This is a genomic window from Thalassobacillus devorans (assembly GCF_011761345.1).
GTDB classification, from domain to species: Bacteria; Bacillota; Bacilli; order Bacillales; family Halobacillaceae; genus Thalassobacillus; species Thalassobacillus devorans.
Window position 1 is genome coordinate 1,273,880 of the sequence record NZ_JAASRY010000001.1, and the last position, 25,437, is coordinate 1,299,316.

The 25,437-nt window shown below is 35.0% G+C and carries 23 protein-coding genes and 1 pseudogene; 6 read left to right on the forward strand and 18 right to left on the reverse strand.

Translation table 11 applies throughout. The annotated features are described in order from the left end of the window. Nucleotides 1-35 precede the first annotated feature (35 nt). The 5 genes from FHS45_RS06320 to FHS45_RS06340 form a co-directional block, all read right to left on the reverse strand. A complete protein-coding gene (locus FHS45_RS06320) occupies nucleotides 36-242 on the reverse strand; it encodes a DUF6501 family protein (protein WP_062446151.1) in 207 nt (68 codons plus the stop codon). 57 nt (nucleotides 243-299) lie between these two features. Then, the gene (sfsA, locus tag FHS45_RS06325; protein ID WP_062446153.1) at nucleotides 300-1,037 is read right to left on the reverse strand and encodes a DNA/RNA nuclease SfsA; all 738 of its coding nucleotides are present in this window, start codon (nucleotides 1,035-1,037) and stop codon (nucleotides 300-302) included. Nucleotides 1,038-1,101: 64 nt separating this feature from the next. Next, a complete protein-coding gene (locus FHS45_RS06330) occupies nucleotides 1,102-1,710 on the reverse strand; it encodes an alpha/beta hydrolase (RefSeq protein ID WP_062447964.1) in 609 nt (202 codons plus the stop codon). Nucleotides 1,711-1,809: 99 nt separating this feature from the next. Further along, nucleotides 1,810-2,880, reverse strand: coding sequence for an AbrB family transcriptional regulator (locus FHS45_RS06335; RefSeq protein WP_062446155.1), 1,071 nt, complete (start codon nucleotides 2,878-2,880; stop codon nucleotides 1,810-1,812). Nucleotides 2,881-3,315: 435 nt separating this feature from the next. Then, nucleotides 3,316-4,383, reverse strand: a complete 1,068-nt coding sequence (locus FHS45_RS06340; protein ID WP_062446160.1) for an AI-2E family transporter — start codon at nucleotides 4,381-4,383, stop codon at nucleotides 3,316-3,318. Between the two features lie 235 nt (nucleotides 4,384-4,618). Between FHS45_RS06340 and FHS45_RS06345 the strand changes: the two genes are divergently transcribed. Continuing rightward, nucleotides 4,619-5,290, forward strand: a complete 672-nt coding sequence (locus FHS45_RS06345; RefSeq protein ID WP_082412072.1) for a general stress protein — start codon at nucleotides 4,619-4,621, stop codon at nucleotides 5,288-5,290. 406 nt (nucleotides 5,291-5,696) lie between these two features. Here the strand turns inward: FHS45_RS06345 and FHS45_RS06350 are convergent, their stop codons facing one another. Together FHS45_RS06350 and FHS45_RS06355 are read right to left on the reverse strand one after the other, a co-directional pair. After that, nucleotides 5,697-6,899, reverse strand: a complete 1,203-nt coding sequence (locus FHS45_RS06350; RefSeq protein ID WP_062446162.1) for a hypothetical protein — start codon at nucleotides 6,897-6,899, stop codon at nucleotides 5,697-5,699. Between the two features lie 217 nt (nucleotides 6,900-7,116). Next, on the reverse strand, nucleotides 7,117-7,374 hold the full coding sequence (locus tag FHS45_RS06355; RefSeq protein WP_062446164.1) for a hypothetical protein: 258 nt from the start codon (nucleotides 7,372-7,374) through the stop codon (nucleotides 7,117-7,119). A 288-nt stretch (nucleotides 7,375-7,662) separates the two neighbouring features. On the opposite strand from FHS45_RS06355, the gene FHS45_RS06360 reads away from it, so the two are divergent. Both FHS45_RS06360 and FHS45_RS06365 read left to right on the forward strand, forming a co-directional pair. Beyond that, nucleotides 7,663-8,148 (forward strand): DUF3219 family protein, encoded by a 486-nt coding sequence (locus FHS45_RS06360; RefSeq protein WP_062446166.1) that lies wholly within the window; start codon nucleotides 7,663-7,665, stop codon nucleotides 8,146-8,148. Between the two features lie 460 nt (nucleotides 8,149-8,608). Further along, nucleotides 8,609-8,833 (forward strand): hypothetical protein, encoded by a 225-nt coding sequence (locus FHS45_RS06365; RefSeq protein WP_062446168.1) that lies wholly within the window; start codon nucleotides 8,609-8,611, stop codon nucleotides 8,831-8,833. A gap of 148 nt (nucleotides 8,834-8,981) precedes the next feature. Here FHS45_RS06365 and FHS45_RS06370 read toward each other — a convergent pair whose 3' ends face one another. The 5 genes from FHS45_RS06370 to FHS45_RS06390 all read right to left on the reverse strand — a co-directional run bounded on the left by FHS45_RS06370 (nucleotide 8,982) and on the right by FHS45_RS06390 (nucleotide 15,913). After that, the gene (locus FHS45_RS06370; RefSeq protein ID WP_062446171.1) at nucleotides 8,982-10,226 is read right to left on the reverse strand and encodes a retron St85 family RNA-directed DNA polymerase; all 1,245 of its coding nucleotides are present in this window, start codon (nucleotides 10,224-10,226) and stop codon (nucleotides 8,982-8,984) included. Between the two features lie 198 nt (nucleotides 10,227-10,424). Beyond that, on the reverse strand, nucleotides 10,425-11,351 hold the full coding sequence (locus FHS45_RS06375) for a retron St85 family effector protein (protein ID WP_062446173.1): 927 nt from the start codon (nucleotides 11,349-11,351) through the stop codon (nucleotides 10,425-10,427). Nucleotides 11,352-11,792: 441 nt separating this feature from the next. Beyond that, nucleotides 11,793-13,085 carry a helix-turn-helix domain-containing protein gene (locus tag FHS45_RS06380; RefSeq protein ID WP_062446175.1) on the reverse strand — a complete coding sequence of 431 codons (1,293 nt, stop codon included), beginning with the start codon at nucleotides 13,083-13,085 and terminating at the stop codon, nucleotides 11,793-11,795. 564 nt (nucleotides 13,086-13,649) lie between these two features. Further along, on the reverse strand, nucleotides 13,650-14,705 hold the full coding sequence (locus FHS45_RS06385) for a hypothetical protein (protein ID WP_062446177.1): 1,056 nt from the start codon (nucleotides 14,703-14,705) through the stop codon (nucleotides 13,650-13,652). Nucleotides 14,706-15,079: 374 nt separating this feature from the next. Further along, entirely contained in the window at nucleotides 15,080-15,913 is an 834-nt protein-coding gene (locus tag FHS45_RS06390; protein WP_341829886.1) for a DUF6602 domain-containing protein, read from the reverse strand. Between the two features lie 383 nt (nucleotides 15,914-16,296). Between FHS45_RS06390 and FHS45_RS06395 the strand changes: the two genes are divergently transcribed. Further along, the gene (locus tag FHS45_RS06395; protein ID WP_062446181.1) at nucleotides 16,297-17,271 is read left to right on the forward strand and encodes a site-specific integrase; all 975 of its coding nucleotides are present in this window, start codon (nucleotides 16,297-16,299) and stop codon (nucleotides 17,269-17,271) included. A 221-nt stretch (nucleotides 17,272-17,492) separates the two neighbouring features. Here FHS45_RS06395 and FHS45_RS06400 read toward each other — a convergent pair. The 3 genes and pseudogenes from FHS45_RS06400 to FHS45_RS06410 form a co-directional block, all read right to left on the reverse strand. Beyond that, nucleotides 17,493-18,440: pseudogene (locus FHS45_RS06400) on the reverse strand (DNA/RNA non-specific endonuclease). 226 nt (nucleotides 18,441-18,666) lie between these two features. Continuing rightward, the gene (locus tag FHS45_RS06405) at nucleotides 18,667-19,419 is read right to left on the reverse strand and encodes a hypothetical protein (RefSeq protein WP_062446183.1); all 753 of its coding nucleotides are present in this window, start codon (nucleotides 19,417-19,419) and stop codon (nucleotides 18,667-18,669) included. 31 nt (nucleotides 19,420-19,450) lie between these two features. Next, nucleotides 19,451-20,446, reverse strand: a complete 996-nt coding sequence (locus tag FHS45_RS06410) for a hypothetical protein (RefSeq protein WP_062446185.1) — start codon at nucleotides 20,444-20,446, stop codon at nucleotides 19,451-19,453. Between the two features lie 448 nt (nucleotides 20,447-20,894). Here FHS45_RS06410 and FHS45_RS06415 point away from each other — a divergent pair, with 448 nt between their 5' ends. Together FHS45_RS06415 and FHS45_RS06420 are read left to right on the forward strand one after the other, a co-directional pair. Next, a complete protein-coding gene (locus FHS45_RS06415) occupies nucleotides 20,895-21,104 on the forward strand; it encodes a hypothetical protein (RefSeq protein ID WP_062446187.1) in 210 nt (69 codons plus the stop codon). A 401-nt stretch (nucleotides 21,105-21,505) separates the two neighbouring features. Further along, on the forward strand, nucleotides 21,506-22,093 hold the full coding sequence (locus FHS45_RS06420) for a recombinase family protein (protein ID WP_062446190.1): 588 nt from the start codon (nucleotides 21,506-21,508) through the stop codon (nucleotides 22,091-22,093). Between the two features lie 9 nt (nucleotides 22,094-22,102). On the opposite strand, the gene FHS45_RS20090 is transcribed toward FHS45_RS06420, so the two are convergent. From FHS45_RS20090 to FHS45_RS20445, 3 genes are read right to left on the reverse strand one after another with little or no spacing between them, the layout of a single operon-like run. Further along, entirely contained in the window at nucleotides 22,103-23,278 is a 1,176-nt protein-coding gene (locus FHS45_RS20090; protein WP_208416270.1) for a restriction endonuclease subunit S, read from the reverse strand. Then, complete coding sequence (locus tag FHS45_RS06430) at nucleotides 23,271-24,833, reverse strand: type I restriction-modification system subunit M (protein WP_062446192.1); 1,563 nt, start codon at nucleotides 24,831-24,833, stop codon at nucleotides 23,271-23,273. Before FHS45_RS06430 ends, FHS45_RS20090 begins: the two co-directional genes overlap by 8 nt. Further along, a complete protein-coding gene (locus tag FHS45_RS20445; RefSeq protein WP_062446194.1) occupies nucleotides 24,834-25,367 on the reverse strand; it encodes a restriction endonuclease subunit S in 534 nt (177 codons plus the stop codon). Between the last annotated feature and the right edge of the window lie 70 nt (nucleotides 25,368-25,437).

Sequence of the window (25,437 nt, forward strand, 5' to 3'; positions counted from 1 at the left end):
TAGGTTGAATTTACCTTTATTCGTTGAGTGCTTACTTAGCTGATTTCCTTGAAATAATCTTTATAGAAGCCACCGATTCTTCCGGAATTATCAAGAATGAAATAAAATTCCTCTGTTTCATTTTTTACTTCGTAGACTTTACCAGGTGTAAGTACTTTATCTACTACGAACTTTTCAGCTTCATTATGCACACACTCAATTTGTTTAATTGTTTTGCTTGTTTCCCAGTTTTTATGGATCATGTTACCCCATCCTTTTTCCAGTTTATTTTTCTATGATATCGTTTTAGGTCTCCACACTCAACTGTTATTCTTTGCATAATGAAAAGGAACTTCCTTGTCATACCTGATTCCTGTCCAGTCGACGGTGCATTTGCTGCCAAGGACTTTTACCCCATAATCCTCCGCTTGTTTCACAGCTGTACTGAATGCCGGGTCTATTTCTTCCGCTGTAGTGATTGCTGTCAGGTCATTCCGCTGGGCGACAAACAGTATGGCTGTATCCATTTTTCCCTCCCGCTGTATCTGCGCCAGTTCCTCCACATGCTTTTTGCCTCGCTTGGTAACAGCGTCCGGGAATTTCCCATAAGTATCCTCTCTCATCGTGACACTTTTAACCTCCAATATCAATTTCCTGTTTCCGTTATAAAGAAGGAAATCGAACCGTGAATGCCCCATTGTATATTCTCTTTTTAATAGCTGATAGTTTTTTAACGAAGGAACCACTCCACTTCGTAACGCTTTTTCGACTAATTGATTGGCAAGCTGTGTATTTAAAGAAACCATCGTATTCGTGCTGGTATCTTCCACCATTACCGCCGACCAGGCTGTCTTCCTGTTCGGATCATCATGGTTTCTGACAATAATGGCAGCTCCTTCTCGTAATAAACCAGTTAACCTGCCTGGGTCAGGGAGGTATACCCGAATGGTTTGCCCATTTTCTTTTAACCGACAATGTAAAATGAAACGATTAGGCCGTTCAAGGAAAACCGCTTCAAACAGCTTATCCTGTTCAAATGGAACTAATGCTGGCTGCATGACAAAAACCACCTTTCTTTCGTAAAAAGAGACTGTCTCATCAAATTGAGACAGTCTCCTAACTTCATTTCTGAGTTTTATCATACCATTTTTTTGCTTCCTGTACTTCTGCTTCGGTAAGTTGGTGTCCAAACTTCTCCCAAAAGACCTCCACAGCAGCACCGGCATTTTCAAAAATTTCTTTCAGTTCCTTCGTTTCTTCCGGTGGACAGATTGGATCGTTCTCCCCAGCTCCTATGAACAGCTGCTTGCCAGTCAAATCTGGAAGCTCCACATTTCTTCTAGGAACCATCGCATGAAAGAGCATAGCTCCCTTCAAACTGTTTTCGATGTGGAATAATAAGCTGCCGGCGATATTCGCTCCATTGGAATAGCCAGCTGCTATCACATACTCACGGTCAAACCCATAAGCTTCAGCTGCTTCTTCTAAGAACTCATCCAATTCTTTCGTCCGGTTAATCAAATCTTCTTCGTCAAATACACCTTCTCGCAAGCGTTTGAAAAAGCGCGGCATACCATTTTCAGATACATTACCGCGGACAGAGAGGATGGATGCATCAGGGTCGATCATATTCGCGATCGGCAAAAGGTCCTGCTCGGTTCCTCCTGTCCCATGCAGGAGCAATAATACATTTTTATTATCCGTTTTTCCTTCCCGGAAAATATGTTTCATCTTCATTCGGATGGCCTCCTCTTTAAGTATCTATCGTTGTTAGACCTTCATTTATCTCAGTATCAAGATAATGGTATCTCACATTCAAGGTAACGTCAACTAAGAGCGGCTGGCAGAAGTCTCTTTACCTTCAAGCTTAGGAAGTAGCCATTGTAAAAGGAAAGGTAATAATAAAACGATCATCAATAACCGAATCATTTGCAGCGAACTTACAATAGAAGGATCTCCCCCTGCTGCATCCGCTGTCAAAGCCATCTCGATTAATCCCCCCGGAGCTATACTTAAGATTGCAGTCGAGAGCTCCATCCCTGTCCATTGAGTTAATAAGTAGCCTAAACCGAAAGATACCAGGATAACAAATAAAGCCAGGCCAAAATAATAAAAACAGTACCGCCCTGCCCGGATAACATCTGTAATTGAAACAGAATTGCCAAGATATACGCCGAGACTCAGCTGGGCAAATATGAAAATAACCCCGGGAAGCTCAAATAATGGCATCCCTAAAGACTGGATTCCCCCAGTGATCAACATCGGTACGATGACTAATGAGGCTGGGATTCGTTTTTGAAGCAGAAAACCTAAAAGGAATGCTGCTATGTAGAATAAGATGGTGTACCATTCTCCTTGTACATGAGACGAGGCTGAAGCTGCTCCTTGAGTTTTATCACTGGCAAAAAAATGAGTAGCCATAAAAGGGATAGCGAATAAGACTGTAACTAATCTTATCGTATGCAAAATGGTCACAAGCACCGTATTTCCCCTTAGTGAGTCGCTCAAAGCGAGCATGGCTGACAATCCACCTGGGACACTGCCCAGCATGCTCGTCTTCGCGTCAATTTCTATATATCGGGAAATAACATAAGCATTTAATAAACTGATTGCAATCAATAAGAAAGTAAAAATACTATAAGGAATCAAATAAGGCGCCACACTCGAAAAAGTATCGGCAGTAAATGTATTTCCTATTTGAATGCCTAAAAAACCGAAACTCAAATTCCACAGCTTTAAAGAAGCAGCGGTTGCTTTCTTAGTGGTTACCTTATATATCAGTAGAAATGCCACCGGTCCTAGAATCCAGGGCAACGGAAAATGAAGATAAAGAAATATACCTCCACCTGCTATGGAGATCAAAAAAGATAATAATAATTTCCATAAATGAGATTTAAACATAGCATTAACTCCTTCAGCCCAATTCTATCATACCCTTTCCTCATCTCCTCGTATCCAGCCAGAAAAAGTTAACCACTTTTATAGATAGTCAACCCATCCGAAGGATGGGAGAAAAGAACCCCTGTTATAGGTGAGACTGTCTTCTACAATCAATAGTTACAAACACGTTTTAAAAAATAGCTATCCCTTTGGTTGAAGGACTTCATAACGATGTTTCCGTTTCTCCCATAAACACAAGGAGGTCCGGGAAATTGCGAGACTCCAATGGGAGGATAGTACATAGGGAGATCCCGCAGGGCTTTAGCCCGAGGCAGCTTACCGTACGCCCATGGAAAGCGAGTGATTACCCGGAGCTCCCTACCTTTACTACCGTAACGGAAACAACTTATCTTGAAACTGCTTCTTCAGTAAAAGGGAGCTTTAGTGTGAAAATAGTTAAACAACTTTCCTTAGTCTGAAAAAGGAGTACAAATTTTTAATGGTAACTTTAACAACAGCATATAGAGGAATAGCGATAAGCATTCCTATAAATCCATATAATGACGCCGCAGTAATCAAAAGGAAGATAATGGTCAAAGGATGAACATCCAAACGATTTCCGAGCACTACCGGGGCAACCAGACTGCTTTCCATTTGCTGAACAATTGCCATAGTAATCAGTACATATACGACCATGGAAGGTTCTTGTGTCAGTGCAACAATAAGAGAGGGCAGTATACCGATGATTGGACCGAAAAAAGGAACAACAGCGGTGAGTGTCACAAATATGGACAGTACCAGGGCATAATCAAGACCGATGATCAAATAACCGATATACATCAATACCCCATCGACTACTGCCACTGTGATTTGACCAATAATGTAGGCGGACAATGTCTGGCTGATATTTTTTAATATCTTTTGACCTTCCCTCTCGTGTTTTTCAGGGATGAGTTTTAACATAAATGGAATAAAGCGATGGTCATCCTTCAAAAAATAAAATAATACAAAGGGAACTACGATAAGCACAGTGGCTGCACTTGTAATAGCGCTTAAGACTTCCGTCAAATTTTCCCCTATAGTCTGAACCATGTCTCCCGAAAAGCTGGTAGCTTTTTGTCTGAGGCTGCTTATAGAAATCATCCCCATATCGTTTTCTTCAATCGCCTGTTCTGTTTTTTCTGCAGATTTCTTCAGATCTTCCGGTAATTTATTCGTGATATTGGAAATTTGTTGTTGAAGCGTCTCAGCCAAAATTACATAAGCAGAATAAATAATACCAGCTATTCCTGCGAATACAATCACCACCGCTAAGCTATCCGGCACATATTTGTACTTGGAAAAAAATCTAACGAACGGCCGTATAATAAAATAGAGAAACCCAGCGATCAATATCGGATAAAACACACTTCCTAAAACTACTTTGACTGGTTCAAAGAATCCAAGAACCTTCAAAAAGAAAATACTGATTAGAATTAATATTAAACCGATTATATATTTGAAAAAGGGATGTTTCGTCCACATTCATTTTCTCTCCTCACTGCTGGCACAATTTTTCATTTACCATCACTCATACCACTGATCCTTGGTTTCTAACCTCAGATAATTTTTATAATAATAGGGATTATCGTTTATTATTCTTCAATATTACCCTTAGTAATTAAGTTTTTTACCAAAAGGAAAACGAGTCGTGATGCATACAATTTTTGTTAACGGGGTATGGGGTAATGTCTACAAATTCAAAGGAGGATGATGCTGAATGGATAAAAAGCTCATTGGAGGCGTATTCACTCACGTAGGAGACGCAGAACGTGCAATCAGAGATTTACAGAATCATGGCTATAGCGGTAATGACATTTCTGTCTTTGCCCAAGATAAAAATAAGGTGAATGTGCTGGAAGATGAAACAGATACCACGGTTACATCCAATAAAGGCGGCAGGGGTAAAAATGCCGGTAAAGGTGCAGGCATCGGTGCTGCATCCGGAGGTGTTCTGGGCGGCATTGCCGGTTTAATAACAGGGCTTGGTCTGTTGGCTATTCCAGGAATCGGTCAAATAGCAGCAGCTGGCCCGATCGCAGCAGCACTATCTGGCGCAGGCATCGGTGCCGGCGGCGGAGGAATCGTCGGAGCTATGGTAGGAGCTGGTATGCCGGAAGCAGAAGCAAAACAGTATGAACAATATTTAAAAGATGGAAAAACCATTGTATTAGTAGAAGCTGACGAAAAGAATGAAGAAAAAGTCTATCGTACCTTCCTGACAAACAAAACAGAAAATAAATCCATGTATCCTAATAATATAGTAAATAATGAAACAAATGATAATGTTGGGGCGAACCAAAGAGGGGATTCAGGCCCAGAAAGAAAAACCAGCTGGATCAATGAGAGCACGAATCAAACGACGGGAACCAGGAGTCGAAGTAGACGATAAAACAATAAGAATTGCTAATAACAATTATTGTGGTTTTAGAGGATAGAATATCAAATAGCCCAGAGTAGACCTCTGGGCTAACTTTATATACAACTTTCTATTAAATCCTCACGGAAAAAGAAAATTTACCTCATTTTTGTTCACGCACACGACGTGACTGGAATAAGTAATATTGACACTAAAATATAAAAGTGAGATGTACAGTATTCGCCGATTGTTATCATCCCAATAGAAGTATCTTAATTTCGTCTAAATAGAGATATCTATTCCCCTAACACTTGCCAGTATCACGTTACAGTTTACTTCTTTCATCTGTAATGAAAGCAGTTTTTGCCCATTCTGCAAAAAGAAATTCAGAAATTAGTCCCGCGACCCTATTACGTTAAAGCTTGAGTAAAGTACAGGATTAACATCTTTTTTTATTCTTTTGGATTTCCATTTTCTTTGTATGGGTTTTTAAATAAAACTCTTCCTCTTTGCTTGAGAGTTTATTATTTAAACCCATGTAAGAAGCAATGGATAAAACTATAAGAATGATACTTAAAAACACCTGTGATACATGGACAGCTCCCAAAAAAGTGTGAAATTTTGCACTAAAAGAAATATTCATTAAGGAAACAGAAATGCTATAGAAAACAAAATTTAGTAATGTATCATTTTTTAATGGAAGTTCAATTATGTATGGGGGTAGTAAGTAATAAAACAAACTATACAAAACCATAACTTCTACTAGGGAAAATACCGCCAGAGAAATACGAGCATTTTTTAGTAATAAACTATTTTTCCAGCGATGAATATAAATCCCATAATTATTATCTTCTTTTTTACGGAAGATTTTGTCACTTACTGAAACCACATCATTATAAAAAGCATAAGAAATCTCTACAAACCTTGAGATAATTCGGAATCCTACAAGCCATAAAAGTACATTTAATGTGGTTTCTGATGGGGAAGTCATTATTAGAATTGCCAATATCATGGCCAGTAAAGACGCACAAACAACGTTATTCCAATTTGAAGACTGGATAAAATACTTATTCATAATTTTAATTGAATACCATTCATGAAAACAAATTTGATCATAATAATTCTTTTTACATTTTCCTTTCTCCTTATGGCTACATTCTTTGTGCCTTTTTTTTATTGCATCTTTGAATAGCCTTGCAAAATAGTAATCTATAGATAATAGGTACATAAAAATTAATTTTAATTTATTTAATAAATTCCCCTCATTTTTATATGATAGAGCTATTCCCATCCAATTTATTGATGACCATTTCTCCACTTTGTTTTTCCTCTTATCATCATTGTCAGTTGGTAACTCTTTATCAATCATCCTAATTCTCTTAAAGGGCATCCAATGTATTAGAAAAGCTAAACAAACATGAATAATTAGTGCAATAATGATGGGTAACAATAATTTCATTACTTGAAGCATTTCAATCCACTCTGGTTTCCAAAAGTAAAGTATTACGATCGTTATACAAAGTGCAACTAGAAAAATATATTTCCACTTTGAATTGTTTTCAGAAACCTTATCTAACCTAACGTATAAATCAACTTCTTCTTCCGAATGATCATACCCCTTAAATAACTTCTTTTCTGACATATACACATTCCTCTCAACATATACTCAAAGTTATATGAAGTTCAAAAATCTTAATTTGTAATTAGACTACTCTATATTATTTTTAGACAATATAATCTAAAAACCCTACAATCCAAAACATCTAGCTGATTATAAGACCTCTTTCTCACATTTAGAACCTTTTGCTTACTCAATTTGGATACTTACATCCACATGCTACATCTTCTGGACATAGCACCTACTTGATTCCTTCAGTTTTTAACTCATCAATGACTTTTCTCAAAAATCTTCTGGTTTGGTCAATATCCGCAATGGTGTTGTTATCAAAACGGCTATCAGCCCATGATGTCTTGCCAGTAGAGCGTATGAGTAATTTCCCCCCCTTAATTAAGTAGTGATTGGTTTGTTTAAAATTTCTATCGGCGAAATCAGTCGTTTTCGCAAATCCCTCATTTAAATCTAAGAGTTTTTGTATTACATCTTTTGTTAATCTCATTGTTATTATCCTCCTCAAATTCCGATTTATCTGTTGCTGAAGTTCTAAATAGTACCTGTCTTTATCCTATTCATAGTTTCTCCCCTGACGTTTATCAGAAATGATTTATAAATGAATTATCTCCTTCTTTCACTAAACTGCTCCGTTAGTTTAAGTTACATTACTTCACATACTCTCATTTTATTTTAACACAAATTTCCAATATACTAGATGTCACTAATTATTATAGATTGTAAGATATGAGTATGGAAAATACATGAAAAATTACAAAATAAGGGAAGTGGCCAAATGGAGATATCCATGAATGACGTACGAGTAAACGTAGATATCCAAGTGTTCGACCAGGAAACCAATCACATCCAGGTTGAATTTATGGTTCGAGGAGAGAATGAATTTCATTTATTCTCCAACTTACTCAGAGAAAACACATTTGATATTAAAGTCCCGGAATTTGACATGGACTATAAGGCAAAAATCTTATCCAGTTCGTCTTCTTATAACGATCAACTAACAGGAGATACGCCTGTTCGCTTTTCCGTAGAACTCCAAGAATATGATGAAGAAAACGATAGTAATTGGAACGCAACAACAGCTACAGGTGTTATTGGTGTACAGAACTGGGCAAGAACAAGAGCCTTGGCTGAACTGTTACAAGAAAAAGGCATCCTAACGAAACAAGAATATGATGAAAAGATCAGACAAGTATTAGATCGTGACAAAGAGGAAATGATCAGTTTCTTCACAGGTGAAGATCGTGACTTTCCACAAGAGTAATCGTAATCGATTGCTCTTTTTAAAATGATGTATTCATACGCAATGTTAAGAGGGTGTTTATTTTTCAGTCAATATGGGGGCACTAAGATAACGTGTCTTTTTTCATCCATCATTAAGCGACCTCTTCGCTGCCAGTGAACTAAAGTAAATTAAATGCGTAAATATGGCTTAAATTAGGCATTTTAATTTAAACAATTTAATTAAAATCAGTATTTAAAAGAACAAATGTGCATTTTGTGAACTTATAGAGTAAGTGCGTGGTCCTTCATATTTCCGGTTAATACTAGGGTTACCTTTGAATCGTAGCGCGTCCAGTATCCTATAAGATTTGGCTCTTCCTTTTATCTAGCTACCTATCTTTGGTTTTTTACTCTCCAATAAAACGCATTTTAAATAAAAAACCTGGACAATCTCTCCTAATTGTCGATATATATGTACATCTAAGATAAGGAGGTTTTTTATGGCGTTAAAGTATATTACAGTTGATCGTGAAGTTGAACTAGGAGATTTGGTACTATGCATAAACAGCGGAAATATATATTCTGTGGAATCTATTTTAGAAGGTGAAATAGACATTTTGGATATTGAGGATCTCTTTGAAGAGGGATTCAATCCAAGTGACTTATTGGCTATGCAACTAGGTGACTACTGGGTATTAGAAAAAGCTAAAAATAGTTCTTCTTAAATTATTTAGGATGGTGATAAAGTAGTACCCCTAACACTACAATAATCCTAGTGCGTCAGATTCTATATTCTGACGCACTAGGATTATGAATTTATTATTTATTAATTCTAACGCAAAAACGGCTCCTTTTACAGGAACCGTTTTGAATTTAAAATTGAATATCGTCATCTTTAGGTGGGGTGATTTCATCTTCTAAAGAACTTGCTACTTCATCATTAATCCTTTCAAATTCATTCTTTAATTCTTGGTCAAATATCCCCTTTTTATCCATAAAATCGATTCTTTGTTCTAACATGTTTTTATATTCTTCGAAAATATAATAATCATACACATCAATACCTAATTCCCATTTTAATTTTTCATCCGCTAATTGAGTATTTATATCTACTTGTGTCATGTCTGGAAGGGACCTAAAGAACTTATTAGAGTTATACGCCTTTACAACCTTATCAAAATGTTTATATTGTTTATCTATTAATTTTTCAATATAACTTATAATTTTTTCTTTATAATCTTTTTCAATAGAATTAATGTATGCTATGTAACCTAAAATTTTATTAGTATGTTGGTAGTCCCCAGTAACAATCGCTTTATGAATCATTGCTCTGACTTTTTTCTTTATTTGCCTATCAGCCTTTAGTTTTTTTTGACTTGTTATTGTGACACCAGTAATCTTTTTAGGTGAAATCGGTGAAGAATATCTCGTTTTTTTATGGTTGATTAAATAACCTTCATTAATAACTATTTTTTCCACGACCTGTTTTACTTTTCTTAAAGCAACTTTATTATTGCAGGAAAAAGTTAAATCATCCGCATATCTCGTATATAATATATCTCTTTTAGAACATAAGCCTTTTAGTCTACGGTCCATTTTATAACAGATTAAATTTGAAAGGTAGGGAGAACAAACTCCCCCTTGTGGAAGTTTATTATTTAAAGTGCTTAAATTTGCTAAAATATTTGAGATAAACTTATTATAGCCCAAATTTTTAAATAGATAATAGACCTGCTTCCTAGTAATAGAAGGGAAAAAGTCCTTAATGTCCATTTGTAAAAAATACAAACTATCTTTATGATACGCTGCATTTTCATAGGGGCCATTCAAACCTTTTTTGAAGGCAGTAGCTTCACTTGAGTTCTCTATATTGCAAAGAATTTCTTCAAGAATCCACCTTTGAATAATCTTAAGGGATAGATTTGGACTGTATATATCTCTGAACGTTCCATCGCTTTTTGGTATTTTATGGTTGGTATAAAAGTTCCCTGGATTTTTTGAAAGCAAATAAATCATTTTGAGGCTGATTCCAGTAGAGTTAGAAAGAGTATAAAGGTCTTCTATTATAGGCAGTTTTAAAGAATTTAATATAAATATGTTTGTAGGATCTTTTGACATAAGATTTACCCTCCTTACCATAAATCATTTTGTGGAAATGTGCCTTTAATCTTACTGTCGTGAGATTGAAGGTGCAGGTTCCACAAATCTAACCTGATTGTTATGCTAAAGGTCGACGAACCGTCTCCCACATACTAATAGCATGAATTTAATGTGCACACTTCATGAAATTAGTAGTAATTTCTAAGAAGGGTAATCTTATGTATAATATTTATTTAACATAATATCAAAACTTATTCTATCATACAAGACTGTACGATTCGTGATCAAAAGGTTATCTAATAAATCATTAACAGTATTGTATCCCTTCTCAGTCAAGGTGTAGCTAGATAATCTTGATTGCTCCTCCTTATAAAGATGCTTATCTAATAGTTTATGTTTTTGTAACAATTTAATTGAAGGCTGAAAAAGTGTATCAAAATTTTTTTCTTCTTCAAGTCTATATTTTCTATATAGATATTTAATTAAGTTTGCAATATCCTCTGATGTTAGCTGTTTATAAAAAAATAAGATCAATAAAATGAAATAATACAGGCCTATTAATGAATTTAGAGGCTTGGTATTATTTATTGGATTGTTATGAAGAGACCCCCTCCTTTTTAACTTGTTTATTCCAAAAATACCGCTCAGCTCTTCAACTAGCATGTCAATATTTTTCTTACTATAGTAAACAATATTTTTTTTCTGGCTTTTCCTCTTTTTCAAATAAGCAGCTGGTCCCATCATAATAAAGCTTTCATCGTTTTTTCTTCTTTCATCAAAAGCAGCAATAACTTTACCAACTGTTTTTTCATTATTTGTAAAAGCACCCAATTCCACTAAAGATCCTGCACTTTCACATATGATACAGATATAATCACTATTATCTGCGAGAAAGCTTTCTAAGCTCATCAAATCCTGTGTTTTATCTGTTTTCAGCATTTCCATAAACAAATCTTCAGGATAATGTATTCTAATATTTCTGTAAGTGTTTAATTTTGCCATAACTTTATCTCTGTCTGATTGTTCTTTTGCGTTACTTGCACCGCCGCAAAGAAATACATCAACATAATTTTCATTTATCTTTTTAAAAATTTCTTCATAAATTTTAGTAACTATATCCTTTTGTTTGCTATCTATTTTCATTGTTTATCACCTAATAGAAAATTTACTCTATTATACCAACTATTTCCTAGAAATGAAAATACTATCAAGTTTCTTATAATTCTATCAGATCTCTTATGCTACCGTTCATTATTGCCTTACCTTATTTAATAATTTCTTCCTATGAGGTGGTTAAATATGTTTGGTATTGAAGAACAAAAGCGCAAGCGCTTTGTTCACCCCCCACTAGCTTAAGCCAAGCCTCGTCGTGACGTTTTTTGTCACAAAGAGGATTGACTTAAGACCTCGAGGGGGTAAGCGCTGGAGCTGAAAGCTGCTCACTACAAAAAATGGTCCACAACCATCATTTTTTATTAATTTCTAGACTATAAAAAAACTGCCAAACAATGTGGCAGCTTTAATTGGAAAGTTTTAAACAAAATATTCACAATTCAGCACAATTCAGAAGAAGGAAATAATTTTTCATTTAACCATGTTATCTATACGGAAGATTGGTACGATGTGATTTTCTGGCCATTCTGAGCTGTAGCCGCAAATTTCATCCATCCTTCTCCGCTTTCTGTTTAGCCATATATTAGCGCCAGCATACAAATAGTCATACAATACTCTGGAAAATCCAACTCCTCCAGTGAATTTATATATTTCTCCTGCACCTTCTTGGAGCGTTAAGGTAGTTCCTAGATGATATTGTATACTAGTCAGAATCCCTTTGCTGCCGCAAAACCCAGAATATTTCCGGGAAGGGCCGGGACAAGTTAGACCATCACCATCGAAATATCCCCTTATAAAATGAGGGATTAAGTGATCTGGAAGATCTGGCATTACTTCTTTGCCACTTTTACCCTGGACTACACCTAATTTTTGCAAAGAATGATACATGTGTTTAGAAGACCCTCTAAAAGCATATTTATCTTTCCATCTTAGATTTTGTTTTTCCACAAAATAATTATTACGACCTTCTGCCCCAATATATAGGGTGAAGCCGAGTACGGCATCCGAATCTTCATGTTGAAGTATTAAGCGAATCGAGTGATCTTTTTCATAAATGTATCCATCAGCAACCAATAACCCCAAAAAGTATGCCTTGTCTTCCGTGTCAATATGATCGAAATAGTCAGTTCTTTTAATTTTTGGACGTGGACCTCTCTCTCGACTGAATTCACGTTCTTTTAATTTTTGACAAATCCAGGCCTCTGAGACGTTTAGTTTTTCAGCGATTTCCTTTCCTATCAACCCTAATTTAGCTAACTTTTCAACTTCATCCACCACTTCTTTAGTGTACTTTTGGCCAACCGGATGTATTTCAACATTTTGCTCCTTTAATATAGTTGTAACCTTAAAGGGGGAAATTTTGTACCTCTCGGCCAATTCATAGGTTGAGCATCGCTCATGTTGGTAAGCATCGACAATTTTCTTAATGATGTGCGCTGGTAAGTTAATTTTTTCATTCTTTGGTCGAATAGTTACTCCCATTTTAACCAAACGATGTTTAACAGTCTCTCGAGAGCAATTAAACCTCTCCGATATAACTTTTAAACTATCTCCAATGAGGTACCTCTCCCTCATTTCTTCCTTTTGTGATTCCGTAAATCGATCTGGTTTGGAAAGTGGGGACATCCCATTTTTCTTTAAAAAACCGTATATGGTCGAATTGTTACGCTTGACTGTTTTTGCAATTTCCGGTGCTGTTTTCCCCTGTACGTGAAACTGTAAGATTCGATTTTTTTCCTCTTGAGTTAATGATGGGTAATTCATTTTTCCACACTCCTTATTGAACATTGTTTTTAGATTGCTTTTGCGGTAAAAATGTTGTTTCTAAGGAGTGTGGTCATAATCCGGTAATTATATTCCTGCTAATTGAAATTGATATAAAATAATAAAAAAACTAAACTTGTTTAATGTATTTGGCATTTGTTTCATGTATAAAATGACAATATATTTTTTGCATATAAAAGACCTTCATCATACAACCGATGCATAAATTGTTGTATATTGAAGGTCTTTTGTATCCATAGATTATTTAATTAAATCAATTACCTCTTAATTGGTAATTTCCTTTTTTATTCAGTTTTCCTCTTGTGGCGTGCTGATGTTCCAAGCATAGTTAGGTTTTGTAAATTTTGTTTGCAACATCAGTTTACAGTTTTCACTAGATTGCGTCAGTAAATTAACTCAAAATTTGACATGGTACAACTACTTCACGTGAATAGTAACAATTGACATCGATGATTACCCTAGAGATGTATAGTATTCGCCAATACTAAAAATACCTTTTCTTGCACTTTGATTTGTGCAAGTTTTGCACTATCACTATAGAACTTACAAAAAATCTTTAATGATTCTTTTTAACTGTTCCTCATTAAACTTTATACCATAGCATTTTCCTACATTTTTTTGTGAATGTTTCTCCCAAAATGGTTCTTCTGCCATTTCAAACTCAATATACTTCTCTGGGTTTTTATATACATAGCAGTGCTTATCTTCTTCTAGTAACTTTTTAAACTGATCAATTGCAAAATAAATTGGACCATCTACAGCATCTCCTGTAAACAAAGTAACGTTTAACCTTGGGATATTAAAAGATTTTATAATGGTATGTATATCTCCATTTTTATTCATAAGCTTAAATGCCACGGTAGCTGAGTGAGAATATGAACCAAATTCAATTTTAAATGTGTATCCTTTCTCGAATAGCTCCAATTTAAATTGCTCATCATCATTTAAAGAGTCAAATATGTAATTAATGTCTTCAAAATTGTCTGCATAATATATTTCCCATGATTCGTTTTCTTCAGCTTCTGCAATCTCCATTAAATCTAATAATTCTTCATAAACAGAATCCAAAGGATTTTCCTTATAATAATTTAAGTTGTCATAAAAGAATCCGGTTATTAAATTTAAGGCACTGTTAATTACAGTCAAGACTTCATGAAAATCTATAGTTTTATCTAAACCAAAATGAGTAACCTTATTTCTTATTTTACCTATAGAATCTAAAGTGTGTATTTGGTTATTCGACAAATTGTATATTATACCCAACCTTTTTACACATTCAATATAATCAATAGTCAAAATATTAACTTGATCTGAAATTACGTAATAATCGAGAGGCATACCCTTTTCTCTATTTTTCCTGTGTTGTAATAAATCCAGTAACATCGGATCAGATAAATCCCTATAGATTAATAATTCATTTTCATCGCTTAATAACTTTTTGCTAAATAACTCCAATGCATTATGAAAACTGATTACCGACATTTTTAAATAACCAGGATTCAATGTATTATATTTATCTTCTATACTTAGGTATTTATGATAAAATTCCATACCAAACCTTACAGAATCTATGCCGTTTTCCAATAACTCTAACCTCAATGGCTTAACTCTCCTTTTACTTGTTGCTGATAATAATCCCTCTTAGGCCCTCTTTCCTATTCAACGTTACCTTATTTATTTTAGTGATTGCCCAAATCAATTTAACAACCATTTTATTGTTATCTCTATCACTAAATAGTTAAGTGCATATGGAAAACTTTTTGGTTATACGTATACTTTTCTATGCCGCTCTTAATATTCCACATTTTTTTGCCCCAGCACTACCCCAAATAAGCTTCTGGCTTTCTTTTATAATGTCAGCTTTAAATGGTACAACTACAAATTAAAATAGGTTTTTGATTATGATTAAGATTTGTTTCTATCTGGTGGCCCGATTATCTATGAAGCTATATTACCTAATTATGGCACCTTTATCACCGGAAGTATCTGTCAAACTGGAATTTTAGGTTATTATATGTGTTATAACTTGTTAGCAAACCTATCATTCGTAAAAAGGGCAATCCTTTATCATTGTTATCCAGTTTTTTGACTTCCATTATATACTTAATTTCTTCATCACAATTATATTCCAAAGGTAAAGCAATGAAATCATCTTTGTTAGAATTATAAATGCTTAGAGCACTTTGCCGGTTTTTCGAAGTTATTCGTAGTTTTGATATGACATACTTTTTATTAACCCAAATTAGAGTTGGGATATTTATAGAATCAATATGCTTACCTGTGTAATGGGTTTTAATATGTTTTATTATTGAGGGTAACTCCATTCCTTTATAAGAAAAAATAACTGTTGAAGGAAAATTTGTAATAAACTCATAAATATATTCATCTTCAATATCTTGTGGACTAATTTCTGCCTTTTTATAAAGCTCAGCTATCATAAATGTATCAAGCTCAATAACTTTCTTACTCATCTTCGGGATACTCTCTATTTCAATGAGTGCCTGATCTAAAGTATCTCCAGTTAGATTGCTTTTACTTGAGACAACGGCAGCCACACTTTCAATACAATCAAACATTATATCATGTTCTTTAAAATTCAAACCTAGATCACTTTTAACTATTATGTCTATCTGTTTTGATTCTTTTCCATTTAAATCTAAAATTACTCCCCCTCTATTGACTGCTAGCCTATGGGGAATGTGTTTATTTAAAAATTCTTCTATAATAATTTCTCGATTAGTCCCTATGGATGAAGAATGTTCATTAATTCCAGCTTGATTAGCTCTTGTATCTACAATATCTGACATCACGTTAAAATATCTTTTAATTTTAGACATTTGTATCCCCTTTAATATTTTAATATATAAGCGACCCTACCATAGCTTCTAAAACACATACTGCCTCCTTACTTTCATAACCTATCTTCCCACATTACCATTAATTATTGTTCCAATAGTATTCAACCTGAATTTTACCATTTATTATCACTTAAGCAATATACTACCAACCAATTTATCTATCAAACATTAATAGTCTATTATACATCTGCTTGGTATAATATGGTTATATTATTCAACTCTAAGTATCGATAACCATTATTACCAATATATAGTTATTAATTTAGTCACCTAAAGAAATAGCGTAATAACGTTATTTCCCAAATCCGTTAGTGAAAGGAGGAAGAGGTAAAATGATCGATGATTCCAAACTTCAAACACAAAATATCAATGAACTTTCTATTGAAATTCAAGAACTACAAAATGAAGCAAGCGAACATCTAGCGAACTCTAAATCTGAAAATACAAAACGAGCATATGAATTAGACTGGAAACAATTCGAAACATGGTGTTCCTCTCATTCGTTTTCATTCCTGCCCGCTAAACCAGAAACGGTGGTATATTACATAACATATTTAGGAAAATCATTTAAAGCCTCCTCGATCAAACGGAAAATGACAACAATTTCCCAACGCCATGAAACAGCGGGATTTAAAAGTCCAACAAAAACACCACTGGTTCGAGGAGTGTGGGAAGGATTACAAAGGAAAATCGGCATTAAGGAGAATGGGAAAGAAGCGCTTTGGCTACATGAATTGCGCCAGGTCATTGAATCGTTGCAGCAAGAAAAACTCATCTCCATTAGAAATCGCGCTTTGTTAGTTATCGGCTGGACTGCAGCTCTAAGACGAAGTGAATTGGTTGGATTAAACATCGAAAATATTTCACATACAAGGGACGGGCTGATCCTCCATTTAAATAGCAGTAAAACGGATCAAAAAGCAGAAGGACATCATGTAGCATTGCCGTTTGGGAGTAACCCTTTAACCTGTCCTGTGAGAAGTTATGAAGACTGGTTAGCTGCAGCAGGTATCACAGAAGGTCCAGTGTTCAGAAGGATTGATAGACATGCAAATATCATGGGACGGTTAACCGATCAATCAGTTCGGTTAGTTGTGAAAAAGTGTTGCGAAGAGGTTGGGCTGGATCCGAAGCGATATGGGGCACACAGTTTAAGAAGTGGCTTTTGCTCACAAGCTGCAAAGGCCGGGAAAACAGAGCATCAAATTATGAAACAAACGAGGCATAAGCGAAGTGATTCGTTGCAACGCTATATTAAAAAGACAAATCTTTTTGATGATAATGCAGCCAGTGGAATTGGTTTGTGATTGAGTTCCTATGAGATCCTAAACACCTTGATACACAAATAATTATTCGTAATCGATTTAAAGAAGAAAAGGAAAGACCCGCACAAGAGGAAGAAAGTTCATTTTCACACGATAAATAGCATATAAATTAACATAGTTTTTGATGAAAAATCGCATAACAAATAGCAAAACAAAGGATCAGATTTTTACCTGATCCTTTTTGGTCTGGAAGTACAAGAGACCTACTCTCCAACCATCCCATCTCCATCCCTATCGTCCATATAAGGGTATAACCAGTGGTCGGATGTAATGGGCATACTGAAACCTGCATCTTTTGCTTCTTTAATTGTTACTTGCCCATTACCATTAGTATCAACGCTAGAAACATCATGTTTTTCATCAGGAGTAGAGTCATCTGAACTAAAAGGTTCGTTACTATCCGTTAAACCTAACGACTAATTCACTTCATCAGGGTTTATATTATCGAAAGTATCTACAATCTCGTTACCGTTTATCGTGTATGAATACTGATATTTTGAAGGTATTTGTGTGTTCGTATCTGGGTAAGAGATGACTGCTTCAAAATTAGTTGCATCACCAGCTTTACGTATCGCATCCTCCATGTACGCTTGGTCACCATGTCGGTTAAGTGTACTTTCTTGAGGTGTAATATTGTAGGCATTTGATACGCCCCCCAAAGAGTCAGCAATAACATGGCCCTCATCTAACAGATCACTTTCGACACCTGGAACTTTCGCCTCGTCAGAGAAGTATCTACCACTTGATAGGACTGGCTCATTTTCATCATCTTGCAGAATAATTTCGTCTGCAACAACTCGCACTAATTGTCCATACTCATTTGTGAATGCCCAGTACTCCCTGTCACCAAATCCTATATCTACTACAACGTTTGATTCTCGATCGCCGCTTAAGTCACCACCGTCCACCTCTATTAAATCGTATCCTGAAAATAGTTCATCATTCGTTTCGGTTGTTGTTTCTTCTACTACTGTTTCATCAACAACCATAGCGTCTTCTTCCTTTTCACTATTCTCATTTGTATTAACTGTTGTTTCTTCTTGTAGATTTGTTTTTTCATCTGTAGCGGATGCATCTTCTACGTTGTGGGCACATCCAACCATAAAGATGGTCATTAAAAGTAAGATTAAATAATTTATTTTCTTTTTCATTTTGGATTCCCCTATTTAGTTTTTGGTCTTTGCACCTTTTATTTTCAAATTCCTAATTAAATTAACCTGCCCCTTTAGAACAATAAGAGTTCGACCCTGTTAAAACTAACGCAACCGAAAGTACAATGGCTTTGTTAAATTTCTGTTCGTTAATAAAAATTTAATGAAGAGGTAATTAAATATTTTTCTTGTTTCATATCTTATGAAACATGTCTTCCTTATTTTCCTAAATGTTTTTTTTCATAATTTTATAGCCTATATATTTATGAGATTCCATGCCTATAATAGGCGCATATGTAACTTCGGTAATTCTCTTTATAATGTTGAGTATTTGGTCTATTCTTATTACTTCAATAGAGGAAGGATTAACCAATATCATATATTCAATTTTTTCTTTAAATGTATGTATCCACTCTAATAAATTCTTGTCTGCACTTATTCTATATGACTTAAAAATTTCTGCTGGCTCATTTTCTCTGCTAATAGCAGTGTGAATATTAATATCTATATATTCAAGTAGAAAAATACCATGTTTAGATGGAGACATTTTTTTTTCATAACTTTTTATATGTTTTAGCCAATTTTTCTTTATTGAATTTACAATATTAATATGTGTGTGTTTTTCAAATGGGCGAGAGAATGATTGGCTTACTTGCGTATCTTCTTCACTACTATCAAGATTACTTAAAAAAGTAGTTTCACTCTTCCTTTTTAAAATCAAAGATTCTTGCTTCTGTTTTGCCCCTTTTCTTCCCTCTGATGAAGAAGTAACTGAAAAATGTTCTATAAAGCCATCTTCAAATATAAAATCTGGAAATTCATTACTATTCTGATTAGGCTTAGCATCCTTTAACCATTTTTGTAATTCAATATACTGTTGATTTGACATACCAAAACAATCTTTCTTATTTATTTTGTTTTTTACTAAATCCAAGCATCCTTGCTCTATGTTATCTTGGTCTTTTTGATTCTTACTCATTCTGTACATCCTTTCTACTTTCCTAAGAATCTTAGTCAACCTGGCTAAGAGCATCATCCGCTGTTTGTTTTAAATAATAGAGGGTTTTAAAGTTACTAATAGCCGCAAGTAAAAGGACAGAGGTTTTTTCATAATTATTTTCACTATTTATAGTGGCACCGAAGTGAATTGCATTCCTAGCCTCCCTAATTACATCTGTCCAAATTCTTATTTCTTCCAAAAAAGCTGGCTGAATACTTGTGATACGCCTCAATTCATTAAACCAATCTTTGTAATGACTAGAATATAATTTTATAACTTTATCAACTTTATAGACAAAACTATCTTGACCCATTAGTTTTTCTTTAAGTTGATTATTCTTTTCATCATCCAGCCCTTTAGATATCGCATAATCACATAATGAAATTCCTAACTCTATCCAAGCTCCTTCTACAGCTTTCCCCAGCATAGTTAGAGAAGGACGATAGAGTTCCTTTTTAAAGCAAGAAATTGTGTCATTAATAGCTTCAATAACATCTTCGTGGGCATTAGGAATATTCAATTGTGAAATAAAAAGATCAACATCAAAAAGAGTAAATTCCTTGGTGTTATTCTTAACCATTGATTTTTTTAGAACTGCGGGTACTGGAATAATAAAATCACTAAATCTCCAAGAGCTTGATGAACCTCCTGCCCCAGGTACAACAGTAGTCCATGGTATGTCTAAATTACCGCCAAACGGAAATAGCTGTTGGCTTGTAGGAAATAGGTAATTTGAGTGTACTAATTCTAAAATAGCTTGGGAATAAGCAATGTACCTAGATAGATACCCACTTGCTTGTTTTATTTGTTCTTCTATAGGTACACTATTATGTATTACAACTCGGGATATCTTTGGGTAACCTTGTGACGTTGTAAAACGTTCAAGTGAAGAATTAACCTCGATAGTTCCTTCCTCATTCAAAATGAATTTCTTTGCTAAAATAACCGTCTGTTGGGTAACTCTTATATGACTTCTTATTTCTTTTTCAACTTGATTTATATTCATAAACATACACCTCAAAATTTAAAAAAAATTTAATGATTTCTCTGCAAGTAAGTTAAGTTTAACATATTTTTCTAAGTTACTTTTAAGAAGTCCCAGATTAGCAACTCCTATAACATTTGTAGGAGTAATGAGAAGGAGGGATATCTATATAAAAGGAACGATCAGACAACTAATAAAAGAAAAAGCACCCCCGATGGGAGTGCTTTACTTCAGTCCTAATTTTCTCATAGTTACTTCAGTTGCTACTTTACTAACTATACCAGTAAAGACCTTTTGCATAGCAGGTGAAATATTCTATCAGCAACCACCTTTAAGCATTATTGAATATATAGATAGTAACCTGTCCTGTATAATAAACTGTCTCTATAGTAAATTTTATATTTTTTCGTAAACACTATCCTCAAATGGCCGATATATATGTATAACAAACAATGGGGAGGTGTGAAAGGTGCCTTTCAGATTCTATCTTAATTCTCGCAATGCTAAAGTTGGCGATTATGTCCAAGAAATTAGCTCAGGTGATATATACAAGGTTGCTAGGGTGGATCAATCCGGTAATGCACTTATTGAAATAGAACTTAATAATGAGACAGGACAAATAGAACATATATTTTTACCATCAAACCTATATTGGGTACTTGAAAAGGAAGATAGTTAAAAAATTATAGTTGAAAATATCGTAACCGCTCACTAAATCGCATAGTTTTTGATTATGTATACTGTTATTTTGCCAATTGTATCATATGCTTTAACGACTAAACAAAGATGATGATTAACTTTTGTTTGATTTCATTTCCCATGCACTCGCCCATTAATAGTAAAGTCACCCTCTATTTCATCACCAGTTAGATCGATAGTTCTCCTTGATAAAATACACCCTATATCGCGCCTTTTTATTTCCAGACAAGTTATTTAACTTTTTCATCATATCATAGAATTGCAAAAATCTTTTTATCCTATCCGTTCAATCTAGGTACACCCTGTACAAACAAATGAAAACACTGTAACATCAAGGTTGGAAATGTTCAATCAGGGTTGTTCAAATGGGAGGGGGATTTCATGATATTTGGTTATGCCAGAGTAAGTTCGAATGAACAAAACTTGGATCGCCAATTAAAGGAGCTAGAAGCTTATGGTTGTGAAGATATCATTGTTGAAAAACAAAGTGGTGTGATGGCCAGACCAGAATTTGAAAATCTTTTAAAGTACATACGGAAAAATGATGTGGTGGTATGTCATGACTTAACTCGATTTGGCCGATCACAAATCCATATCTTACAGGTTATTCAGGAATTGCGTGAAAAGCAGGCTGGACTTGTAACCTTAAAAGAGCGGATCGATACTCGTGAGGACAATCCCTATAGTGACTTAATTGTGTCTATTTTTTCTGCTACTGCAGAATTCGAGAGGAAAATGATTAAAGAACGTCAGCGTGAAGGTATTGAAATTGCCAAGAATAAAGGTGCTTACAAAGGGGGCCGGAAAAGGTATCATTCGGGGGCAACAGGAAAAGAAAAAGTCATTTATGATGAAGTTATACGATTACTTCACCAACAAGAATCCGTGATGAATATACATAGAAGAACAGGATTATCCAGAAATACTATATATAACATAAAGCATAATAAAAATATAAACCGCCCATAAGTGAGCGGTTTATATAAACATTTTTTGCATAAATCCTTTTTTTTGCTCATGAAGGTTAACCAGTTTTTGATTTTCAATTTGTATCTTATTATCAAATAAGCTAAAAAAATCAGCAATTTTATTTTGTTCTTTAACAGATGGGATCAAACAAGTAATACTTTCTATTGTTGAAGCGCTCAAGCTTGGAACACCTGAAGCTTCATTGTATTTGAGCCAATTAATTGTCTGAAATAGATAATAGACGAACTTCGGGCGGTGTTCTAAAAGAATTTCAGTATAAAAGAGGGTGTCTACTGTCCAAAAGGGTTGCTCTCTAAACTGTGGTTTATTAATTGTACCTTTCCGTCCTATTAAAACTGAGGGACTAGTATAAAGGGGAGTATTAGTATACCCGATAACTCCACCAGTTCCAAGAATAGGATATTTACCTTCATCTATTTGTACTTGTTTTTGGTCTTTACCATGACGAACCTTAAGGATAGACCCTATTTTAACTTGTTTCCACTTTGGAAAATCTTTACCATTATCATCTTTAAAACGCAATTCCTGGCTAAAGATTTTATGCAGCAACCCTTTTTTCCGTTCTTTTAATAATGCTATCTTTTCTTGCTGCTTTTCAATACGACGGTCGAGAAGGGAGAAGAAGTCGGCGATTTTTTTTTGTTCTTCTATGTCGTTAGGAAAAGAAAAAGTCTCTTTATTTAGGTCTCTTACAGTAACGTGGGGCTGGGCACTCCCGATTTTAGAACTATAGATAAAACGAGGTAAGATTTTGTACCTGATTAGTTTCTCCATAAAATCGACCATTATTGCATCAGTCTTTTTCCTGATTATTAACATAGCTGAGTTAATTCTAATAACATTTGAAGGTAATGTTTTGTTATAGATTGCTACTTTTCCTAACTTGGACCCTCTTGATGTAATAATAATATCTTCAAACTCAAGCTGCCCTTTTCTCAACGAATTATGTTTTTCTTCTGAAATGAAATTCATATTACTAAAATCAAACCCAGTTTCAGTAAGGTTGTGCGCATTTAAAAACAGACAATATCCTTCTTTTTGAAAATCATTTTCATTAGGGTAATTGCTTCCTCTATCACCATCAATTAATTTAAAACGATTTATTAATATATCCTTTCTCCAACCGTTCTTAAACCCTTTAAACCCAAGAACAGGTCTAGTCATAGTAAACCCCCAACTCTTTAAAATACTTCTCAAGCTCTTCATCTATCTCTGAGATCTCATCGTTAATTTCTTTAATGCGCGTAGATACAGATTCTAGATCTACTGGTTCTTCTTCTTCAAATGTGTCAACGTACCTTGGGATGTTAAGGTTATAATCATTATTTCTGATTTCCTCAAGTGAGGCTAGATAAGAGTATTTGTCTACTGTGTCACGTTTGATGTATGTGCTGACTATTTTATCAACGTTTTCATCTATTAGATGGTTCTGGTTTCGTCCCTTTTCAAATTCGCTCGATGCATCAATGAAAATAACATCATCACTATCCTTACGGCATTTTTTAAATACTAGTATACACGTTGGAATAGTGGTACCAAAAAATATATTTGCCGGCAGACCAATTACTGCATCAAGGTAGTTTTTATCTTTGATTAAATACTTTCGTATTACACCTTCGGCTGCTCCTCGAAAGAGAACGCCGTGCGGAAGTACTACCGCCATTGTTCCGTTATCATCCAGTTGATGAATCATGTGTTGAACGAAAGTAAAATCGGCTTTTGACTTGGGTGCTAATTTTCCATAAGCACTGAATCTTTCATCATCTTTAAACTTGGAATCCCCACTCCATTTGGCGCTGTAGGGAGGATTGGCCACGACAGCTTCAAACCGCTCATTAAGATGGTGAGGAATTTCGATAGTATCGTCGTTCTGTATATCAAAGCGATTGAAGTTTACGTCATGCAATAACATGTTCATTCGGGCTAAGTTGTAAGTGGTTGACGTTTTTTCCTGACCATAAAACTTACGGACGTTGGCTTCTTTAGATACACGTAAAAGAAGAGAACCTGAACCACATGTAGGGTCATAAACACTCTTTAGATCTGTTCTTCCGGCAGCTACGATTTTTGCAAGAATTTTAGAAACCTGCTGCGGTGTATAGAACTCTCCGGCCTTCTTGCCAGCACTGGCAGCAAACTGAGAAATCATATATTCATAAGCATCTCCTAACACATCGATATCTACATCGTCATGTAAGAAAGGGATCTCATTAATGTTCACCATAATTTTTGCGATCAGCTTGGAACGGGATTTCACATCACGACCTAACCTGGAAGAGGTAAGGTCCATATCATCGAAAAGGTGTTGGAAATCTTCTTGACTGACTTCTCCTAGCGTGGATTCCTCTACGGCATTAATACCTTTTTGCAGCATCTCTACATCAAAAACTCCATTATCTCCTTTTTTGATTTCGTTAATCATGTTGGAGAAAAGGTATTTTGGCTCAATGACATAACCAATCTGCTCAATCAGTTCCTCCGAAAGTGCTTCTCTGTATTCTTCCTTTTCCCACGCTTTTTCATAAGAGATGTTATCTTCTTCTAAGAGTTTATCTACACGGGATTCCACTTTTTCAGATAAATAGCGGTAAAAAATCAAGCCAAGAATATAATTCTTGAATTCGTAGGCTTCCATCTGTCCTCGAAGGTCATTGGCCATGTCCCATAACTTTTTATGAAGTTCGGATTGATGAAGTCTTGCCTTTTCTGTTGGTGTCAATTAGAATTCCCCCAATTTATTTAGTATTTGTTGACGTACCCATTTGTTTTCAAGCTCATTTCTTTCTTGCATTAGTGCTCGTTTGTGTTGCTGTAGTGTAACTATAGAAGCAATCTTTTCTTGCTCAACCATAGGTGGAAGAGAAATAACCATTGCTCTCAGCATATTGATAGAAAGCGTTGCTATGGTTGACCCCTGTGTACTTAGATGAAATTGCTTTTGGATTTTTGGATGTTCATTGAAATACCAGGACATAAACGGAGCGCTTATTCCCTCTTCAAAATCTAAAGCAACAAAATTCGAAGGGATCACTAAATTCCAGTCTTCCTTAGGTAGTACAGCAGCCTTTTGGGATTGAAGGTGGATGATTAACCGGTCTGCTTTAGTTAAAAGGAGTTTTTCAAACTTTTCCTCTTTAACAAAGGAGTGCTGCTTTTTATCCTGTAACATCCTGTAAGGAAGGCCGATTGCTTTATTGAATTGACGTAAAGTAAGCAAGTTCACTTTCACGGCATCTGCATGTTCTTCCGTCACTTCAATTCGTGCCGGATTGACCCCTTGTGTAATTGTCGCAATCTCATTGAGTTTTATGATCGTCACCCCT

What these genes read in the sequence shown, in the direction of transcription:
- FHS45_RS06320 (WP_062446151.1), bottom strand. Translation starts at nt 242, where the DNA reads ATGATCCATAAAAACTGGGAAACAAGCAAAACAATTAAACAAATTGAG.
- sfsA (WP_062446153.1), bottom strand. Translation starts at nt 1,037, where the DNA reads ATGCAGCCAGCATTAGTTCCATTTGAACAGGATAAGCTGTTTGAAGCG.
- FHS45_RS06330 (WP_062447964.1), bottom strand. Translation starts at nt 1,710, where the DNA reads ATGAAACATATTTTCCGGGAAGGAAAAACGGATAATAAAAATGTATTA.
- FHS45_RS06335 (WP_062446155.1), bottom strand. Translation starts at nt 2,880, where the DNA reads ATGTTTAAATCTCATTTATGGAAATTATTATTATCTTTTTTGATCTCC.
- FHS45_RS06340 (WP_062446160.1), bottom strand. Translation starts at nt 4,383, where the DNA reads ATGTGGACGAAACATCCCTTTTTCAAATATATAATCGGTTTAATATTA.
- FHS45_RS06345 (WP_082412072.1), top strand. Translation starts at nt 4,619, where the DNA reads ATGGATAAAAAGCTCATTGGAGGCGTATTCACTCACGTAGGAGACGCA.
- FHS45_RS06350 (WP_062446162.1), bottom strand. Translation starts at nt 6,899, where the DNA reads ATGTCAGAAAAGAAGTTATTTAAGGGGTATGATCATTCGGAAGAAGAA.
- FHS45_RS06355 (WP_062446164.1), bottom strand. Translation starts at nt 7,374, where the DNA reads ATGAGATTAACAAAAGATGTAATACAAAAACTCTTAGATTTAAATGAG.
- FHS45_RS06360 (WP_062446166.1), top strand. Translation starts at nt 7,663, where the DNA reads ATGGAGATATCCATGAATGACGTACGAGTAAACGTAGATATCCAAGTG.
- FHS45_RS06365 (WP_062446168.1), top strand. Translation starts at nt 8,609, where the DNA reads ATGGCGTTAAAGTATATTACAGTTGATCGTGAAGTTGAACTAGGAGAT.
- FHS45_RS06370 (WP_062446171.1), bottom strand. Translation starts at nt 10,226, where the DNA reads ATGTCAAAAGATCCTACAAACATATTTATATTAAATTCTTTAAAACTG.
- FHS45_RS06375 (WP_062446173.1), bottom strand. Translation starts at nt 11,351, where the DNA reads ATGAAAATAGATAGCAAACAAAAGGATATAGTTACTAAAATTTATGAA.
- FHS45_RS06380 (WP_062446175.1), bottom strand. Translation starts at nt 13,085, where the DNA reads ATGAATTACCCATCATTAACTCAAGAGGAAAAAAATCGAATCTTACAG.
- FHS45_RS06390 (WP_341829886.1), bottom strand. Translation starts at nt 15,913, where the DNA reads ATGTCAGATATTGTAGATACAAGAGCTAATCAAGCTGGAATTAATGAA.
- FHS45_RS06395 (WP_062446181.1), top strand. Translation starts at nt 16,297, where the DNA reads ATGATCGATGATTCCAAACTTCAAACACAAAATATCAATGAACTTTCT.
- FHS45_RS06405 (WP_062446183.1), bottom strand. Translation starts at nt 19,419, where the DNA reads ATGAGTAAGAATCAAAAAGACCAAGATAACATAGAGCAAGGATGCTTG.
- FHS45_RS06410 (WP_062446185.1), bottom strand. Translation starts at nt 20,446, where the DNA reads ATGAATATAAATCAAGTTGAAAAAGAAATAAGAAGTCATATAAGAGTT.
- FHS45_RS06420 (WP_062446190.1), top strand. Translation starts at nt 21,506, where the DNA reads ATGATATTTGGTTATGCCAGAGTAAGTTCGAATGAACAAAACTTGGAT.
- FHS45_RS20090 (WP_208416270.1), bottom strand. Translation starts at nt 23,278, where the DNA reads ATGACTAGACCTGTTCTTGGGTTTAAAGGGTTTAAGAACGGTTGGAGA.